The organism is Rhodococcus sp. P3_B8, assembly GCF_056402775.1.
In genome coordinates this window covers 1-18,435 of record NZ_JBFUGT010000124.1, presented here as the reverse complement: position 1 = coordinate 18,435, position 18,435 = coordinate 1, and the positions used below count along the sequence as shown (strand labels likewise).

17 protein-coding genes are annotated in these 18,435 nt (G+C 64.2%); 10 read left to right on the top strand and 7 right to left on the bottom strand.

All coding sequences use genetic code 11. The annotated features are described in order from the left end of the window. Positions 1 to 115 precede the first annotated feature (115 nt). The 4 genes from AC1D1G_RS27630 to AC1D1G_RS27615 form a co-directional block, all read right to left on the bottom strand. A complete protein-coding gene (locus AC1D1G_RS27630) occupies positions 116 to 904 on the bottom strand; it encodes an SDR family oxidoreductase (protein WP_280780189.1) in 789 nt (262 codons plus the stop codon). Positions 905 to 990: 86 nt separating this feature from the next. Continuing rightward, on the bottom strand, positions 991 to 2,352 hold the full coding sequence (locus AC1D1G_RS27625; protein ID WP_283351915.1) for an MFS transporter: 1,362 nt from the start codon (positions 2,350 to 2,352) through the stop codon (positions 991 to 993). Between the two features lie 38 nt (positions 2,353 to 2,390). Next, the gene (locus AC1D1G_RS27620; protein WP_283334984.1) at positions 2,391 to 3,395 is read right to left on the bottom strand and encodes an alcohol dehydrogenase catalytic domain-containing protein; all 1,005 of its coding nucleotides are present in this window, start codon (positions 3,393 to 3,395) and stop codon (positions 2,391 to 2,393) included. 131 nt (positions 3,396 to 3,526) lie between these two features. Continuing rightward, on the bottom strand, positions 3,527 to 4,063 hold the full coding sequence (locus tag AC1D1G_RS27615; protein WP_280780192.1) for a 2,4'-dihydroxyacetophenone dioxygenase family protein: 537 nt from the start codon (positions 4,061 to 4,063) through the stop codon (positions 3,527 to 3,529). A 250-nt stretch (positions 4,064 to 4,313) separates the two neighbouring features. On the opposite strand from AC1D1G_RS27615, the gene AC1D1G_RS27610 reads away from it, so the two are divergent. After that, on the top strand, positions 4,314 to 5,372 hold the full coding sequence (locus tag AC1D1G_RS27610; RefSeq protein ID WP_477954501.1) for a LacI family DNA-binding transcriptional regulator: 1,059 nt from the start codon (positions 4,314 to 4,316) through the stop codon (positions 5,370 to 5,372). A gap of 21 nt (positions 5,373 to 5,393) precedes the next feature. On the opposite strand, the gene AC1D1G_RS27605 is transcribed toward AC1D1G_RS27610, so the two are convergent. After that, positions 5,394 to 6,422: an Lrp/AsnC family transcriptional regulator gene (locus tag AC1D1G_RS27605; RefSeq protein ID WP_477954500.1), complete on the bottom strand. Its 1,029-nt coding sequence runs from the start codon at positions 6,420 to 6,422 to the stop codon at positions 5,394 to 5,396. A 164-nt stretch (positions 6,423 to 6,586) separates the two neighbouring features. On the opposite strand from AC1D1G_RS27605, the gene AC1D1G_RS27600 reads away from it, so the two are divergent. From AC1D1G_RS27600 to AC1D1G_RS27575, 6 genes are all read left to right on the top strand, one after another. Then, a complete protein-coding gene (locus AC1D1G_RS27600) occupies positions 6,587 to 7,891 on the top strand; it encodes an MFS transporter (protein ID WP_477954499.1) in 1,305 nt (434 codons plus the stop codon). 50 nt (positions 7,892 to 7,941) lie between these two features. Next, the gene (locus tag AC1D1G_RS27595) at positions 7,942 to 8,613 is read left to right on the top strand and encodes a hypothetical protein (RefSeq protein WP_477954497.1); all 672 of its coding nucleotides are present in this window, start codon (positions 7,942 to 7,944) and stop codon (positions 8,611 to 8,613) included. Between the two features lie 47 nt (positions 8,614 to 8,660). Beyond that, positions 8,661 to 9,884, top strand: coding sequence for an amidohydrolase (locus AC1D1G_RS27590; protein WP_477954503.1), 1,224 nt, complete (start codon positions 8,661 to 8,663; stop codon positions 9,882 to 9,884). Between the two features lie 134 nt (positions 9,885 to 10,018). Then, positions 10,019 to 11,749: an IS1634 family transposase gene (locus AC1D1G_RS27585; RefSeq protein WP_477954496.1), complete on the top strand. Its 1,731-nt coding sequence runs from the start codon at positions 10,019 to 10,021 to the stop codon at positions 11,747 to 11,749. Between the two features lie 682 nt (positions 11,750 to 12,431). Next, positions 12,432 to 12,980, top strand: coding sequence for an MFS transporter (locus AC1D1G_RS27580; protein ID WP_477954495.1), 549 nt, complete (start codon positions 12,432 to 12,434; stop codon positions 12,978 to 12,980). 209 nt (positions 12,981 to 13,189) lie between these two features. Then, positions 13,190 to 13,357: a hypothetical protein gene (locus tag AC1D1G_RS27575; RefSeq protein WP_283352186.1), complete on the top strand. Its 168-nt coding sequence runs from the start codon at positions 13,190 to 13,192 to the stop codon at positions 13,355 to 13,357. A gap of 73 nt (positions 13,358 to 13,430) precedes the next feature. Here AC1D1G_RS27575 and AC1D1G_RS27570 read toward each other — a convergent pair whose 3' ends face one another. Together AC1D1G_RS27570 and AC1D1G_RS27565 are read right to left on the bottom strand one after the other, a co-directional pair. Beyond that, positions 13,431 to 14,471, bottom strand: coding sequence for an NAD(P)-dependent alcohol dehydrogenase (locus AC1D1G_RS27570; RefSeq protein WP_283351926.1), 1,041 nt, complete (start codon positions 14,469 to 14,471; stop codon positions 13,431 to 13,433). Between the two features lie 106 nt (positions 14,472 to 14,577). Further along, positions 14,578 to 15,039, bottom strand: a complete 462-nt coding sequence (locus AC1D1G_RS27565) for a MerR family transcriptional regulator (RefSeq protein WP_317568876.1) — start codon at positions 15,037 to 15,039, stop codon at positions 14,578 to 14,580. A gap of 719 nt (positions 15,040 to 15,758) precedes the next feature. Here AC1D1G_RS27565 and AC1D1G_RS27560 point away from each other — a divergent pair. The 3 genes from AC1D1G_RS27560 (at position 15,759) to AC1D1G_RS27550 (ending at position 18,079) form a co-directional block, all read left to right on the top strand. Continuing rightward, positions 15,759 to 16,199, top strand: a complete 441-nt coding sequence (locus AC1D1G_RS27560; protein WP_283334969.1) for a VOC family protein — start codon at positions 15,759 to 15,761, stop codon at positions 16,197 to 16,199. 108 nt (positions 16,200 to 16,307) lie between these two features. Next, positions 16,308 to 16,646 carry a YciI family protein gene (locus tag AC1D1G_RS27555; RefSeq protein ID WP_283334968.1) on the top strand — a complete coding sequence of 113 codons (339 nt, stop codon included), beginning with the start codon at positions 16,308 to 16,310 and terminating at the stop codon, positions 16,644 to 16,646. 926 nt (positions 16,647 to 17,572) lie between these two features. Continuing rightward, on the top strand, positions 17,573 to 18,079 hold the full coding sequence (locus AC1D1G_RS27550) for a polyketide cyclase (protein ID WP_317568874.1): 507 nt from the start codon (positions 17,573 to 17,575) through the stop codon (positions 18,077 to 18,079). Positions 18,080 to 18,435 lie beyond the last annotated feature (356 nt).

Sequence of the window (18,435 nt, the reverse complement as noted above, 5' to 3'; positions counted from 1 at the left end):
GTGCCTGCTGTGGGCGGCCGAGACGAGCAGCCACGATCGGGCATCGGCGGCGGGGATGTCGGTATGGTTCTGCTGTGTCGATGCCATGGGGGTCCTCCGGTGGGTCGTCGTTGTTCTATCGGGACAGCCATCCACCGTCGACGGACAGGGCGGTGCCGGTGACGTACGAGGACGCGGCCGAGGCGAGGAAGACCGCCGCGCCGGCAAGATCCTCCGGCCGTCCCCAGACGCCGGCGGGAATGCGGCGCAGCATGTTCTCCGCCCGGGCGGGGTCCTCGCGGTGCGCGGCGGTGAACTCGGTTTCCATATAGCCGGGGGCGATTGCGTTGACTCGGATGCGGTGTGCGGCCCACTCGTTCGCGAGAGCTCGGGTCAGTCCGAGGATGCCGTGCTTGGAGGCGGCGTAGGACGGGACCTCCATCCCGCCTTGGAAGGAGTTGATCGAGGCGATGTTGATGATGCTGGCGGCGGCGTTGTCGTCGAGGGCGGCCCGTGCGAAGGCCTGGCTGAGCAGGAATGGGGTGGTGAGGTTGAGGTCGAGCACGGCCGACCAGTCCGTGGGCGTGGTTTCGGTCGCCGGCCCACGGCGGATGATGCCGGCGTTGTTGACCAGGATCGTCGGATGCGGGAACTCGGTCCCCGCCCAGGACATCAGCTCTGTCGCGGTTTCCGGCGTCAGGTGACCGAGGTCGGCGGTGCGGGTCGAGCACCGGACTCCCCGGGCACGCACCTCCTTGGCGACCTGGTCGAGGTCGCCGATGTCGACGGCGACGATGTCGGCTCCTGCTTCCGCGAGAGCGATGGCCAGTGCACGGCCCAGGCCGCGCGAGGCCCCGGTCACGAGGGCGGCGTTGCCGTCCAGGCGGAACAGGTCCAGGACCGGGGTGTGGACAGGTGCGTTCATGCGAGAGCTCCTTCTACTCGGATCGGGAGACGACTGGTGGCCGGGCCGGTGTGCGGGGTGAGCACCGCACACCGGCCCGGCGGCTATCAGGTGCGGGTGGCCTCGTCGAGGACCCGGTCGTGTTCGAGGGAGGTGCGGGCGGTTTCCTTGGCGGCGATCACGGCGATGATGGTGATCACGGCCAGGACGGCGAGGTAGATGCTGACGGCGATGGTGTTCTTTTCCTCGACGGTGCCGAGCAGTGCGACCGCGATGACGGGGGCGAGGCCGCCGGCGAAGACGGACGCGAGCTGGTAGCCGAGGGAGGCGCCGCTGTAGCGGACGCTGGTGCCGAACAGTTCGGAGAACATCGCCGCCTGCGGCGCGTACATCAGGGTGGTGAAGATCAGCCCGATGAAGATGGCCGCCGCGATGACGGTTTGGTTTCCGGTGTCGATGAGGGGGAAGAACACGAAGCCCCAGATGCCGGCACCGACTGCGCCGGTGAAGTACAGCGGTCGCCGGCCGACCCGGTCGGACAGGGCGCCGATGATCGGGGTGAGGAAGAACTGCGCGACGGAGGCGATCAGCACACCGGCGATGGCGGCGCTCTTGGGCATATCCAGGTAGGTGACCATGTAGGTCATCACCACGACCGTGAAGATGTAGTACGAGGTGTTCTCCACCAGCCGCAGGCCCATCGCGATGAGGACCTCGCGGGGGTATTTGCGCAGGACCTCGATGATCGGTGCGTGCTCGGCCTTGTGGTTCTCGAGGGCTTTCTTGTTGGCGGCGAAGACCGGGGATTCTTCGATGCTCAGCCGGATCCACAACCCGATGAGAACGAGAACGGCGCTGAGCAGGAAGGGAATTCGCCAGCCCCAGGAATCGAAGGCTTCGTCGCTCTGGAACATGGCCAGCACCCACAGCACCACCGCGGAGAGCAGGTTCCCGAGGGGTACGCCGGCCTGGGTCCACGACGTCCAGAAGCCGCGGCGGTCGTTGTCGCCGTGTTCGGCGGCCATCAGGACCGCTCCGCCCCATTCGCCGCCGACGGCGAAGCCCTGCAGTAGTCGGCAGCCGATCAACAGCAGTGGTGCGGCCATACCGATGCTCGCGAAGGTCGGCAGCAGGCCGATGGCGAAGGTCGCGGCGCCCATCATGAGCAGGCTGACGACCAGCATTTTTTTGCGTCCGAGTTTGTCACCGTAGTGGCCGAAGACGATTCCGCCGAGCGGGCGGGCGAAGAAGCCCACCGCGAACGTGGCGAAGGCGAGCAGGGTGGCGGTGGCCGGTTCGCTGTCGGGGAAGAACAGGGGCCCGAAGACGAGCGCGGCGGCCGAGCCGTAGAGGAAGAAGTCATACCATTCGACGGCCGTGCCGATCATGCTGGCGAAGGCGACCTTGACGATCGAGGTGCGCCCGGCCGCGTGGGTAGCGGGTTCGGCCGCAATGTCGGGTGTGGACATGGCGTGTCCTTTCGGGACAGGGGTGGGGTCCGGTGTGGTCATGGGACGAGCACGACCTTCATGTCGTGGCCGGCCGCGGCGCGTTCGAGCGCCGAAGCCGCATCAGTGAGGGAAATTTCGGTCACCAGTTGTGGCCACGGTGTCGGGTCGGCGGCCATCGCGTCGGCTGCGGCCCGGTAGTCGACCTTGGTCGATCCGTAACTGCCCTGCAGGCGAATCTCCTTGCGGGTGACGGCGTTGAAGTCGACCGGTCCGGTGCGGGCGAACAGGCCGACGACGGAGATGGGGCTGCCGGGCAGGACCGCGGCGATGGCGGCGTCGAGCGCGGCCGTCGAACCGGAGGCGTCGACCCAGGCGGTGGGGATGAACGGTAGCTCGTCCCGGCCGGCGATCACGGTGCGTAGACCGAGCGCGCGGGCGAGCGGCAATCGCGCGTTCTCATCGTTGCCTACCCCGGAGAGCACGACGTCGTGGCCGCGCTGGGCGAGGACGAGGGCGGCCATTGTTCCGATCGGTCCGGGCCCGGACACCACCACCCTGGTGGGGCCGTCGGCGGCGTTCTCGATGTGCGCGACGGCGCGGCAGGCGACCGACAGTGGTTCGGTCAGCGCCAGGGTCGACGCCGGCAGATGCCGGTCGACCTCGACGAGGCGGACCTCGGGGACGACGAACGATTCGGCGGCCGCGCCGTCGAAGGACAATCCGAGCACGGTGCGCCGGGGGCAGATCTGCCGGAAACCACGCTCGCACAGATCGCACACGCCGCAGCCGTCGATGGCAACGGGGACAACGCGTTTGCCGAGCCAGGTCGGGTCGGCGCCCTCGCCGAGGGCTTCGACGTATCCGACCGCCTCGTGTCCGAGCACGACCGGGGGGCGGATCCATTCGTAGCCGGTGTCGTGACGCCAGGCGTGCACGTCGCTGCCGCACAGCCCGCAGGCCTCGGTGCGAACCCGCACCTGTCCCGGGCCCGGTTCGGGCTTGGGCAGATCCTGCACCAGGACGTCGTGGGGAGTGGCACTTCTCTTGGTCAGAGCTCGCATGGGGAACCTGCTAACTTTCGCCCGCTGCCGGGCTGACGGATGAAAGAGGGTGAGATGCCGGCGGACACCGCCCCTGAGTGCCGAGGGCACTCGGTGTGGTTGCGCCATGTCAGGCGGTGTCCGCCGCAGTGTCAGCGGATGAAGCGGTCGACGTAGTCGGCGCCGAGACCGATTTTCTCGTAGTGCGCGCGGGCTTTCTCGATCTTGCTGAACACATCCTCGATGCCGACGGTGTTGCCGTCGACGTCGACGTAGATGTACGCACCGCTCACGTGGAACAGGGTCGCCATCTCGGTCACGTCTTCGGGGACCTCGAGGGTGTGGATGTCGCCGGGCGGCTCGAACGCGTAGGTGCCCTCTTCTGCCCACCAGTCGTACTCGAGGTAATGCCAGCGGCCCCGCAGGGTGAACGCGTGCACTGCCCCGGCGTGCCGGTGGCGGGACAGGATGCCCGAGCGGCGCACCCGCAGAATGTTCACGAAATAGCCCTGACTCGCCGACAACACCAGCGGGCGGAACTCGACATCCTGCGACTGCGGAACCCACAGCCGCTCGTCACAGTCCAGATCCAGTGCACCCGGAACGATCAGGTCGTCACTCATCCCGTACGGCTTCGGACCCGTGTAGGGCACAGCCTCTTCATTCTTCATCTCAACGGTGGAACTCACGATGCTCTCCTTTCGCTTAATCGCATAAGTGACGGTACATCGTTGTGTTCCAACGCACAAGCGGTGATGTTTCAGGGCTTCAGCGGGCCGTTAACTGGATAAATGAGCCAAGGCCGGGCAGTCGTCGGAGTTCTTAAGTAGTCATTGGCGGATTTACGGGTAACTTAAACGAATCAGTGCTGCCGCTTGTGCAGGACTCTTCGCGGCGTCACCTCCTGGAAGCATTACTTAACCGCGTAAGCTGGCACGCGTGACTGATACGTCCCGCGGCGCAGGCAGTACGTCCAACGGTGGCCGCTCCCGGCGAGTGACGATGAGCGATGTCGCCCGCAAGGCGGGGGTGTCTGCTGCCGCGGTCTCCTATGCACTCAGCGGGGCGCCCGGGGTCAGCGACGAGAGCCGCCAGCGGATCCTTGCCATCGCCGAGGAGATGGGGTTTCGACCCAGCAGGATCGCCCGGGAACTGCGCTCGGGAACCACGAAAGCAATCGGGTTACTCCTGGCGGACATCGCCAACCCGTTCTACACCGAGGTCGCCGGGGGAGTGGTCGYCGCCGCCGCCGAAGAAGGCTACGAGGTGTTCGTCTCCCACGTCGGCGTGGACGGTTCGCGGCAATCGGACGTCGCGTTCGCGCAGGTCGACCGGAACTGCAGCGGCCTGATCTTCACCTCGCTCGTCGCCGCCGACAAACCACTCCTCGACAAGCTCCGCCACGAGAACATCCCCGTCGTGCAGCTATACCGGCAGATCGAAGACGAACCGTCCGACTGGGTCGGCATCGACGACTACTCCGCCTCCTTCGAAATGGCCTCCCACGTGGTTGCCACCGGGCGTCGCAAGGTCGCCATCCTCGGCGGCCCGGACACCTCGAGCGTGTCGGTCAACCGCATGAACGGATATCGTGACGCCTTGGCCAAAGCGGGTTTGCGCGCGGTCAACGAACCCGACGTGTGGGGGGAGTTGACCCGACCGGCCGGTGCATTGCGCGCCCGAGCACTCTTCGCCGAACACCCTGAGATAGAGGCCGTCGTCTGCGGTAACGACATGATCGCGCTCGGCGTTCTCGACGTCTCCCGCGAAATCGGCAAGCGCGTGCCGGAAGACCTGGCGCTGACCGGGTTCGACGACATGAGCTTTTCCAGCGCCGGCCCCCTCCAGTTGAGCACCGTGACCGTGCCGCGGGATCTGATGGGCCAACGCGCCGCACGCATGCTTCTTCAACGTCTCGCCGGCGACAAGGGACCCGCACGCAAAGAGCTACTGCCGTACGGGATTCAGGTGCGAGAGACCACCGCCCGGCGCTGCTAGTTTCGTCGGAGGACGCGAGTCCTACCGCACCTGGCGGGGTTGAACTTGTGACCACAGATCGATAGGAACTACACCAATCGAACGGCCCGCTTCATCGAGCATATGGCCGGTTCGCTTCATCACGCGAAGATCCAGAGTCCGGTCAACAATTATCACGTGAGGAAATTCCCGAAGTACCTTCATCTCAAAGAGAGTGAGCTCGCTTGCGTTCCGAATCCATATGCTGACCATAAGGTTTCGCTCTGCGGCGAGTGCGACGCACATCCTGACCTCGGGCCATTTCGCGAGTTCACGCCCCACCTCCCCGAGATGCTGAGGTGACACTCTGAATTGCAAGCTGGCGTGTAGGGGCCACCCCGATAGCGAACTTGCGATCTCACATCGCAACGTCACAAGCCCATGTTTTAGCAGCCGGTCGAGTCGTCGCATGACGGTCGACGCATTTCGATCTATCCGCGATGCGAGATCGCCAAAGCTCATACGCCCGTCATAGCTCAGCGCGTTGATGAGTTCGCGGTCCACGTCCGAAACGTCCGGAGTGGTTGGTCTGATTCCAGTCGAGCTTGGCGCGAGGTCGTGTTCTTGATTGCGTGAGATCGCACCAATCCGCCACTGGCTTCCCTCGCTGAACACCTCTGTTGCGATCGCTGACGTCGTCGAAGTGATGTATTGGATGCGGTTGAGTCGGTCCGTGATGTACCAACTCAACGTGGCCATGTCCGGTGCGAGTACTGCGACGAGGAGGTCATATCTGCCCGCTGTTACCTCGACGGTGATCGCCAGCGGATCCTGCGCGATGGTCGCTGCGACGTCGTCTATTCGTGGCGATGCGCAGTTGATTCCGATCATTGCGAACGAATGCCACGCGACCGGACCAGGCAAGACTGCGATCCACGCGGCGCCCTGGTCAAACAGCTTCGCCCACCGCCGCGCCACTGTCATCGGAGTGACGCCGAGTACCTCTCCTAGCAACGACCATGTCGCCCGCGGATTGACTTCCAGCGCGTGCACTAATGCAATATCACCTTCACTGACCGACATATCCTGCATGAATCGATCATAGATGCCTGAAGCATGCAAGATAAGTGCAGATTAGCAGCATGAAGTGCGTCACCGTCGATACTTGGCACTACCCCGGTATCAGGCCAGCGGCTCATCCGCTCGTAGTGACCTAAGAGGAAAACCCTATGAACACAACATCGCCTCCGTTCTCGTTGAAGAAGGCCGTGATCACCGCATGTATCGGAAACTTCGGCGAGTGGTTCGACTTCGCACTGTTCGGCTTCTTCGCGGTGACGCTGTCGCACGTCTTCTTCCCCGCCACCAACGATCTTGGTGCGCTACTCGCGACCTTCGCCACTTTCAGTGTCGCCTTCTTCTTTCGGCCGGTGGGCGCGGCGATCTGCGGGCGGCTCGGCGACCGATACGGTCGAAAGTACATCCTCTCGATCGTCGTGATCACGATGAGTGTCGCCACCTTCCTGATCGGTGTGCTACCCGGGTACGAAAGTATCGGTTGGGCGTCACCGATTCTGCTCGTCGTGATCCGGGTCGTACAAGGACTGGCCATCGGCGGTGAGTTTGCGGGAGCGGTTTCTTTCCTCACCGAGTACGCGCCGGAGGGCAAGCGCGGGTTCTACGGCTCCTGGTCCACTATGACCGCCAACGTCGGCATGGCGGTCGGCGCGATCACTGCGTTGCTGATGCAACTACTCGTTCCGGCCGAGATGCTCAACGACTGGGTCTGGCGTGTCCCGTTTATCGTGGCCCTCCCGATCGGCATCTCAGGATTGGTGTTGCGCCTCAAGATCCCGGAGACACCGGCCTTCGTCGCCGCGTCGACCGCCATTGAAGACGATTTTCCCAAGGAAAACGGCCCGCGTCCGCCACTGTCGGGCCAGTACACACGCATGGCGCAAGTGGTCGGGATGGTGGTTGTCTTCACAATCCTGACGTACGTTTTCATCTCGTTCATGCCCGCCTTTCTCTCGAAGGAACATGGTCTGGAGATGTGGCAGGGATCCGCGCTGTCCCTCACAGCCTTGGTCGTGGCGATGGCATTTACCCCGTACTTCGGCGCACTCTCGGACCGGATCGGACGTCGCCCAATCCTGCTCACTGCATCCTGGACCCTTGTTGTCCTAGCGGTCCCGATCTTCATGTTGTTCAACACCGGCGTTATGGGTATCGCGGCAGGGCTCGCAGTGCTGGGATTGTTCGTTGCAACCTTCAACGGTGTTGTTCCGGCTACGTTCGCCGAGATGTTTCCGACCCGCGTTCGGTACACCGCGTTCGGAGTTTCGTACCAGGTGGCGGTTGCTCTCTTCGGCGCCACAGCACCGTTCGTTCTCACCCTGATCGTCGCCCATGCGGGTTCCACCTTGGCGCCGGCGATCTACATAACGGCCGCCGCCCTGGTCACCGCGTTGGTCTGCCTGACCCTGAAGGAGACCGTGAACAACAGTCTGGACGACGCAGAACCAATAGCTGCCGGAGAACTCACGCATTTCGCGCGCTGACCCGGGCAAAGCTCCATTACCAGCACTCAATCACCTATGACGGGAGTCCCATGCTCTATCTTTCTTGTTTCGATGTCGATCCCGAGGAATCGTTGTACGTCCGCCGCTGGATAGCTGAAAAGCATCTACCCGACCTACTCGCCGCGGGGTTCCTCAACGCGGCCTCCTACGAGGAGATCAACGGGTCGGGACACACAGCAGACATCTACGAAATCCCGCAAATTGAAATCTTCAAGACTCCAGCCTATCGAGCAACAGGTAGTGATGAGGACGACCCAGAGCGCCCCCGTGCGCTCGCCGCCATGACGAACCGCTCAAACACCACCTACCGTGTCCGTGCCGAGCACGGAGACATGGAATTAGGCGGCGATTCCGAAGTAGTGACCCTCATCCAGTTCGACGCTTCAGCCACATCACCCGGTGGCCAGGACACGGAATTTGTCACGAATCTTCAGCAAGCATGCATCAGCGTCATGGATTCGTTCCCCGGCGTGCTGGAACGAGTCCGCGTCTGCGAACGGAGCGGAAACCATCCCGACTACCCATCCGACCAGCCGAATTGGTTGATCACGCTTGAGTGGAGCGAATGCCCCCGCAGCGAAGACTCGACCGATCTCGCCAGAAAACTCCACACTGCAGCTCGGCAACTCGGTTTCATCTCGGGTTGGTCGAGTCGTGTCCTGGCACGAGCGCGCGTCCAGATCGCCGAGGTTTCGCTGTGAACGCCGAGCCGCTGGTCAGCAGCGATCTGCGCAGTCGCATCGATGATATGCGCGACGAACTCGCACAGTTCTATGTCGACTTGCATCGCCACCCCGAACTGTCCGGCCAAGAGTTGCGCACCTCGGAGAAGGCAGCAGAACAACTGCGCCGGTACGGATTTGATGTCACCACAGGCATCGGTGGACACGGTGTGGTCGGAATTCTCCGCAACGGCGCAGGTCCCACGGTCCTGCTCCGTGYTGACACTGACGCACTGCCGGTGCTGGAGGAGACCGGGCTGCCCTATGCAAGCGATGCGGTTGGAATCGACGAATCCGGCCACGAGGTCCCCGTCATGCATGCGTGCGGACACGATGTCCACGTCACCAGCCTCGTCGGAGCTGCGCAAGTACTCGCAGAGCAAAGAGGCGAATGGTCTGGAACCCTGCTCGTGGTCTTTCAGCCGTCCGAAGAAACTGGAACCGGCGCGCAAAGCATGCTCGATGACGGTCTGTTCGAACGGTTCCCTCGCCCGACCGTCGTTCTAGGCCAACACGTAGTGCCACGCCCCGCAGGGACGATCGCCGTCAAGCCCGGGGTCCTGATGGCAGCAGCGGACAGCTTGCGCATCACGATGCACGGACGTGGTGGGCACGGATCACAACCGGAATCGACCGTGGATCCAATACTGATGGCTGCAACGACAATTGTGCGGCTTCAAGGCATCGTTGCACGTGAGATCGCACCAGCAGAGTCAGCAGTGGTGACGGTCGGAGCGGTGTACGGAGGAACGAAAGAAAACGTCATCCCCGGGGATGCGACCCTCTCCATCAACGTCAGAACCTTCGACGACGGTGTCCGTGAACGCGTCCTGTCATCGATCACCCGGATCGCCCGCGCAGAAGCAACGGCCTCCGGAGCGCCTGCGCCGCCCACAATCGCCAACACGGGCAACTTCCCGCTCACCGTAAACGACGCCGAAGCGACCGAGCGTGTCACAAGCGCCCTGCGGGATCACCTCGGTCACGACAAGATCGGTCCGGTGAATCCGCTCTCGGGTAGCGAAGATTTTGGACTACTCGCCGCCGCATCTGGAGCAGCGTCGGTGTTCTGGTTCCTGGGAGGCACCGATCCCGACACTTGGGCAGCGGCGGACACTGCCGGCACTATTCATCGTGATATCCCAAGCAACCACTCTCCCCAGTTCGCACCGGTGATTCACCCGACACTCGAAACGGGCGTCGAGGCATTGGTCGTGGCTGCACTCTGTCCGGACTTCCGCAGTTCGTAGGCATTTTCGTGCCATTCCGGGAATGAATGTGCAGGTCAGAGCGGTGCAGGGCGGCTGGAACGCTGAAATCTGTAGGCACACGATTTTCGGCGTGTCCGCTGGTAAAGCGGTGTGCGATCTGGTGTTGTGTAGGTATGTACCTGCGGGAGACGCGACGGAAGAACAAGGACGGCTCGGTGGTGTCCTATCTGCAGCTCGCCCACAACGAGCGGCACCCGGACACCGGCTCGTCGACCGCGAAGGTGATCCACAACTTCGGCCGCGCCGAGACGGTGGACCGCGAGGCCCTGGCCCGGTTGGTGGCGTCGATCTCGCGGTTCCTCGCCCCCGAGCAGGCCGCGGCGGCGTCGGCAGGGGGCGGGGACGTGGAGATCCTCGACGCCCGCCGCCTCGGCGGCGCGTGGACGCTGGACCGGCTGTGGGAACGGCTTGGGATCTCGGCGGCGATCCGCCGCGCCGCCGCCGGTCGGCGGCTCGACGCCGCCGCGGTGGAGCGGGTGATCTTCACCCTCGTCGCCCAGCGCGCGCTCGAACCGGGCTCGAAGCTGGCGGCGACCGGCTGGGTGACCGAACGCGTCGCGATCGAGCACATGACAGGGTTGTCGGATGATCAGGCCTACCGGGGCATGGACTTTCTCCTCGACGCACTCGAGGAGATCGCGGCCGATGTGTTCAATTCTGTTGCGCACCTGTTGAACCTGGATCTGGACATCGTCTTCGTGGATACGACGAGCACCTACTTCGAGACCGAGGGCCCGGACCGGTTGCCGGAGCTGGCCGGCTCACCTACCGACGACGACAACACCGGCCCGGCCGAGTTCGGGGCGCGGGAGTTCGGTCACTCCAAGGACTTCCGCACCGACCTGCCGCAGGTGGTGATCGCGATGGCCGTCACCCGCGACGGGATCCCGGTGCGCTGTTGGACCTTTCCCGGCAACACCGCCGACACCGCGATCATCCGCACCGTCAAGGATGATCTGGACGGGTGGAACCTGCGCCGGCTGGTGTGGGTCGCCGACCGCGGTTTCGCCTCGCAGGCGAACCGGGCGTATCTGACCCGCGGCGGTGGGCACTACATCCATGCCGAGAAGCTGCGCCACACCAATGCCGAGGCCGCCGCCGCGCTCGCCCGGCCGGGCCGCTATCGCACCATCGGCGAGAATCTGCGGGTCAAGGAGGTGCACGTCGCTCCCGGCGGCGACGGGGACGGCGAGGGCGGGGCGCGGGCTCAGCGGTTCGTGGTCTGCCACAACCCGGACCAGGCGCAGCGCGACGCCCAGGTGCGCGAGAACCTCGTCGCGCATCTGCGGGAGCTGATCGACGGCTCCGACACCTGGACGCCGCGACGCCGCGACGAACTCGTCGGCTCGCTCAAGACCAGGCCCGGACTGCGCCGCTACCTGCGGCGCACCAACACCGGGCTGCTGCGCATCGACCACAGGGCGATCAAAACGGAGGCCGGTCTGGACGGCAAGTGGCTGCTACGCACCTCCGACACCACCCTGACACCGGAGGATCTGGCCGCCGCCTACAAGCAGCTGCTCGCGGTCGAACGCGGCTGGCGCGACATGAAGGGCTCGCTGGGGCTGCGGCCGGTGTTTCACCACCGCGAGGACCGTATCCGCGCCCACGTCCAGTTGTGCTGGCTCGCGCTGCTGCTGATCCGGGTTGCCGAGACCGCCACCGGTGACACCTGGCGCACCCTTCGCCATGAACTCGACCGCCTGCACCTGATCACCCTGGCCACCGACCACGGCCACGTCGCCCAACGCTCGGCCGTCACCGCCGGCCAACGAAAGGTCCTTGCCGCGCTCGAGCTGCCCGAACCGCCCCGGTTCTTCGACTTCGCCCCCACCGACGCCTGAGCCGAGCCGCTGCCGCCCGGCGAGCGATGCCTTGTAGTAACACGCCTTCAACGCGCATATTCGGCATTACCGCAGTTCAGCCTGACTTTTCGTGAAATCGTGTGCCCATCAGCTGCGGAAGTCCGGTCTGTTGGCTGACAGCCTAGAACAGTAAGCAATCCCGAACCTCGGTAACTCCTTGGCCACAGCCAAGGGTGGCGTGAGATCAGTGATTCGAAGTTCCAGCCCAAGAAGGACTTGCACCTTCGCTTCGGAGAACGCCGCAACGCAACGTTCCCTCAGTCCCGATCAGATGTGTGAAATTTCATGAACTCTCACGAGTATCGGCGATGGCGCCAGCGGCGCCGCGCCCTGTGGACCTCAGCCAACCGCGCACCCAAACATCCTGACGCCGAGGCGGAACGCCTCATCGAGTTCGCACACAGGTGGGCCCAATATGGGGGCGCGACCGAGGAGGACATCCTTGTGCACTTCGGAATGACAACGCGCCGGTTCATCGAGCGGTTGTGGCAAGTTGTTCGTGATTCGAACTGTACTCGAGACGAGATACGCAGTTTGGCGAGCGTATACCCGCGCCACCGGCAAAGAATCACTTCCCAACCCAGTCCCTGAGCCCCTCGACGAATTTGTTACCGGGGCTCTTCGCGGACAGTGGGTCCACGCTCAGAGATTCAGTCGGGCCGTGAAACCGACCCTGCAGACACGATTGGTGCACTCGACTTCAGAACACGTCGCCCATGAAGTCGTGCGCACTGTCGTGTTTCTCCTGGATGAGTGTGCACTGTGGCCGACCCTGTCCGATGTCATCGGCCGGCGTACCACCATCGTGGTGTGCGGTATGTGGATGGCTGTCAGCGTGGCCTGCTTCTACCTCGCCACATCCTCGCTCTTGGTTGTCCTCATCCAGTTGGCGTTTGGTCTGGTCGCTAACGCTGTGTGGCGGATCTACTACGCAGCCGCCTCTGATGCCGCACCAGAAGGCGCCGTGTCCACCGCAAACGGCATCATCACCACGGCAATGTTCGTCGGCGGAGGTATTGCACCGCTCTTCATGGGCAAACTGATCTCTCTCAGCGGTGGATGGGGTGAGCGTGGGGGGTACATCGTCTGCTTCTTCGTCATGTCTGGCTGCGCCCTGTTCGGGGTGCTGCTCCAGCTCTTCACCGAAAGGCCGAAACATGATTCGGCGCAGCATGATGAGAGTGCATCACAAGAATCGGTGGCCCAGTGACCGGGATTCGCTTGTGCGCTGGCGACTTTCGAGATTCCCGCGCCAGCTGGTTGAGCGGACCAGGGGAGATGGTGCGGCGCAGTTGCTCGGCACAGGGCCGGAAAGTTGACAAGAGATCCGTTCTCGGCGCCGCGGGTGTTACCAGCTCTCCTCAACGCCGCCGTGGGGCAAGAATCCTGGTCGCAAACCGCTCGCCCCAGGATGAGGACGTGAGCGACGAACTGCAGCAATTCTCGTGCGTGACTCCCATGCCCGCCTACGTACGGGACCGCCTCCAGGCGTGGGAGGGCACAGACTTCCGGATCCTGACCACCGCCGTCGACCAGGCTCTCGATGAGCTCAACAGTCTCGAACAATCGCCGTGGGATCCGAACTGATTCCCGCCGTGCACTTTTGTGGTGTGGGTGAACGCCCGCCGGAACTTGTCTGCGGCGGGCGTTCACGGTGGGGTCAGTTCAGGGTGGCGGTGTCGATGACGAACCGGTATCGGACGTCCGAGGCGAGGACCCGCTCGTATGCCTCGTTGACTCGGTCGGCGGGGATCACCTCGACTTCGGATCCGATGCCGTGGGTGGCGCAGAAGTCGAGCATCTCCTGGGTGAGCGTGATGCCGCCGATCATCGATCCGGCGAAGTTGCGGCGGCCGCCGATCAGTGACATCACGTTCAGGCTGAGCGGTTCGGCTGGGGCGCCGACGTTGACCAGGGTGCCGTCGACGGCGAGCAGGCCGAGGTAGGCGTTGGGGTCGATGCTGGCGCTGACCGTGTTGATGATGAGGTCGAATCGGCCGGCGAGCTGCTCGAAGGTGTTGGGGTCGGAGGTGGCGTAGTAGGCGTCGGCGCCGAGGCGCAGTCCGTCCTCCTGCTTCTTCAGAGTTTGGGAGAGCACGGTGACCTCGGCGCCGAGGGCGTGGGCGATCTTGACGGCCATGTGCCCGAGCCCGCCGAGGCCGACGATGGCGACCTTCTTGCCCGGACCGGCACCCCAGCGGCGCAGCGGGGCGTACGTAGTGATGCCGGCGCACAGAAGCGGAGCTGCGGCGGCCGGGTCCAGGCTCTCCGGTACGGAAAGGACGTAATCGGCGTCGACGACGACATGAGTGGAGTAGCCGCCCTGGGTGGTGGTGCCGTCGCGGTCGACGCCGGCGTAGGTGGGGACCATGCCGTTGGCGCAGTACTGCTCGTCGCCACTCTGGCAGTTGGTGCAGTGACCGCAGGAGTTGACCAGACAGCCGACGCCGACGCGGTCCCCGACGTTGTGGCGGGTGACGTCGGCGCCGACCTCGGTGACGATGCCGACGATCTCGTGGCCGGGCACCACCGGGAAGGGCTGCGGGCCCCAGTCGCCGTTGACGGTGTGGATGTCGGAGTGGCAGATGCCGGCGTACTGGATCTCGATGAGGACGTCGTCAGGGCCGACGTCGCGGCGCTCGATGGTGGTGGGGACCAGCGGCTGGCCCGCGGCGGGGGCGGCGTACGCGTTGACACGCATGGCAGATCTTCCTTCTTCTCTGGGGGTCACAGTGGTGGTGAGCAGGGCAGGGCTGAGTAACCGGTGGCGCAGCAGTCGAGGGGCGCACCGGGCGAATTGGGTGGGGTTATCGCTTCTTGGTGTTGTGGAGTTCGTCGGCCAGTGCGCTCGCCTCGGCACCGAGGAGCGCGGCATGGTGCTCGTCGCCCGCGTCGATCGCGTGCCAGTAGTCGATTTTGAGGTCGACGTAGCGTTGACGAAGGGCGATCTGTTGGGCCTCGCGTGCAAGTTGCTGCCGGCGTTCGGTCAGCAACGCGATTTGTGCGGGGGCGGCCTCGGCCCCGAGTTGCCCGTTGGCGACGTACTCCTTCATATCGTTCACCGACATCCCGGTCGCTGCCAGGCATGCGACGGCCAACAGCTGGCCCAGGTCGTTCTCGTCGTAGACCCGGTGTTTACTGCTTTCCCCGCGGCTGATCGGCGCGATCACCCCGACCGACTCGTAGTAGCGCAGTGTGCTGGCCGGAAGTCCGGTCAGGGCGGCCGCGTCCTTGATCGTGTAGTCGCGTGGGGTGGTTTGTGCACTCACACCATCGACGCTAGGAACTTCAAGTACTTGAAGTCAAAGGTCGGATGAGTCACACCCGTCTTCCCCGACCTCGGCAGATCAGCGCGCTCGTTGCCAGGTACACGATCAGTTCGCTGGCGACCGGCCACCTTGCACGACGCCTACACCGGCACATACGGCATCGAACCGCTCCGACTGTGAAGGTGCAGCCAAGACTGCTGAGGGGTGGACAGCGCGGGAGCTGAGCTGAACCAGACCCGGGTCTGACCGGTTCTCTTCTGAGTCCGACCTCGTCATTGTCGAATTCTCGCGCACTACGAGCCACTTGTTCACAAGATGCCCACCGGTGACCCCGCTTTGCCGGTGACGGATCAACTACCGCGACTCACCCTTCTGCTCCGGCGGCACGGCCAGCGACACGCACGGTACTGGCGGGATCGGGCGTGTGGACCGATCGATTACGCGTCAGGACGGCATTTTGAGGATGGGCTTCGACCCTCAGATGCCAGTAGGGGACACGCACTCAACGAAAGGCCGCGAGAGGTTCACGGGGACCGTCACGCACCAGGGGCGTTCCCGCGTCTTCCAGCCGCGACAGCAACCTGTCGTCCCGAACGATCTTTCGAAACCCTGGGCTGACCGCAGCTTTGCGGCAAGAACATGTCGAGATCCCGGCACCGGCTCCGTCCCAGCATCGAATCGGCAAGACAACACAAGACAATAACCGGAGGATGGATCCCATGGCACACGTACAACGTTTCGACCACATCGGCATCACCGTCGCGGACCTCGACTCGGCAACGGCGTTCTTCGTCGGACTGGGCCTCGAGTTAGAGGGCACCGGATCCGTCGAGGGCGAGTTCGTGGAGACCGTCTGCGGTATCCCCGGCGCGCACTGTGAGATCGCGATGCTGCGGCCGCCCGACGGAGGGTCCCGGCTGGAGCTCGCGGCCTTCGTCACGCCCGACCACGAACCCGGATCGCCCACGGCGATGGCCAACGAGCTCGGGCTGCGCAACGTGTCCTTCGAGGTCGGCGACCTCCAGGCGGCCGTTGACGCGGTGGCTGCGGACGGGTACGGGCTCATCGGCGGCATCGGCGAGTACGAGAACAGCGTGCGGATGGCCTACGTGCGTGGGCCCGAAGGGATCATCGTGTCCCTTTTCGAGCAGATCGGCTGACGCGCGTGAGCGTGCCACGTGTGGCTGTTCGAGCACCGTACGGGCGAAATCAGGAGCGGGTCGTGGGTTTGATCGAGGTCGAACGCCAAGAGGTGGGAGGTGAACGAGATGAGCTCGGACGTGACTGACGACCAGATTCAAGCCCTGGCCGCGACCGCCAAGCCCTTTAGTCTGGTTCAGCTTCGTTGGAGCTCGGACCGATATCAGGACGGAGCCGGGGCGATTGAACTTGAACACCAACGTCGCATGGTGTCGTTACGCGCCGAAGGTGTGATCGCGATCCTCTGTCCCGTCATCTCTGACACCTTTGCCGGCGTGGCGATCATGACTGAGCCCCTTGAACGGGCGCGGCAGATCATGGCCGCCGACCCGTGTGTGCAGGCCGGAATCATGACCTGCGAGGTCCTCCCGTGCCTCGGCTTCCCGGGCGACACGCTGCCTGAGTAGCCGCACTCTCCGTCACGCAGGCAGCGGGACGGTCCTAGCTAGCCTTTCACGCGCGCTCCACGATCGCGGTTGTCGTGGTAGCCAGAGGTGTTTACGCCGACGCATTACAACGCCCGATACGGAGGATCTACCCCTCATCGCAAAGTGGCCAGAGATCGGCCTCGGACCTGTCACTACGCCGGTTCCGATCGTCGGAGACATAAGTCGATACTGCATCATCGTCACGAACGTTTACCTGCCAATCTTCTACTCGGCCGGCCGGTGACGGAGTGATCCCGGTGAAGGATCGTGTCCGCTCACCGACGCACCACCCGGGACAGGTAGCGGGCATGAAGGCGGTGACGTTGACCGATCAACAGCCGGTTGAGAGGGTGAAGAATGGCTTCGAAAGAATCGCGACGACCCCCGTTGCATCCGTTGGCGACCCCATCATGGAACCTGAAACTCTGTGGCGAGGAAGACAACGCTGCTGGTGCACCTCCCCACTTCGTAAGCGCATGTCACGCCGTGGGGCGTGACACCCGCTGCTACGAGGAGCTGAGCTGGCTCGGTGAGATGAGCTGGCTTGTAGTCGACGAGACCAAAGTCTTTGGGGGCTGGTCAATTGGGCTCGAGACCGGACACGGAGGAAGCCATGGTTTCGGAACCCCGGTCGACGTCGATCTCGCCACGATCACCGCACGAGTTGCCGAAGCGGCGCAGGACTGGTTTACGGGGTGTGAACACATATTTTGGCCCGTTGCGAGCCGTAACCCGCTTCGATTGCCGAAGCCAGAGGTCCGGAACGGGTGCGGCGTCTGGGTTAGCCCCGGCGATGGCACGGTCATATGCAGTATCGGAGATCTCTGCGAATAATCTGGACGGCCGAATCCGCTGCGTTGCCATGTGTTCCGGAGACGGATCTGCTTTCGACGGAAGGACTTGTGATGATCGGTGACCGATGGGGCGTGACCGATGACGAGGTCGCCCGTCGTTACCCGTGCGACGAGCTGGTCCCAGTGCCCGTGCTGCAGGCTTGGCGAGGCGTCACCGTGCACAGCACGCCCGACGGCCTGTGGCAGTGGGTGGCGCAGATCCGATTGGCGCCGTACTCCTACGACTGGATCGACAATTTCGGGCGCCGATCGCCACGGCAGCTGCGCGCATTGCCGGAACCCGCAGCTGGTCAGCACTTCACCGCCTCGGGGAATCGTCCCCTCGGGCGCATCCTCTCGGTCTCCACGGCGGAACAGCTCACCGGCGGGATCATGGGTGCGGTGATGTCGTACGTGCTCGTTCCGAACGGCGACTCGACGCGCCTGCTGCTGAAGGTCGTCATGGCGAAGGGCCGCTGGCTCGCGCCACTGATCTCCGTCGGCGACCTCGTCATGGCCCGCCGTCAACTGCTCAATCTCAAGCGGCTGGCCGAGCAGAACAGAGCCCCGTTGGCCTGACGGGGAACTGAAGCAATGTCACCGGCAGGGATCGGTCACCGGACGCAGTCGACCGTGGCTTCCGCTCCTATTCTGGATGTTGCCCTGGTCCCCGCTTGGCGGGTGCAGGAAGCCGAGCAAGTCGTCATCACGGGAGCGACGATGTTCGATCCAATCAGCATCCGCAGCACGAGTGGTCGCGCCGGCCCTCAGGACAGCAGAACCCGCCGGTGGGGTCAGGCCGGGGCGAGGTGCGGGCTCTCGCGCAGTGTGCCCGGCGATGACCGGCGAGCGGCGCCGGGGGAAATGCCGACGGCGCGCTTGAAGGCGCGGCTGAATGCCGCTTCGGACGCGTAGCCCAGGCGGGCGGCGAGCAC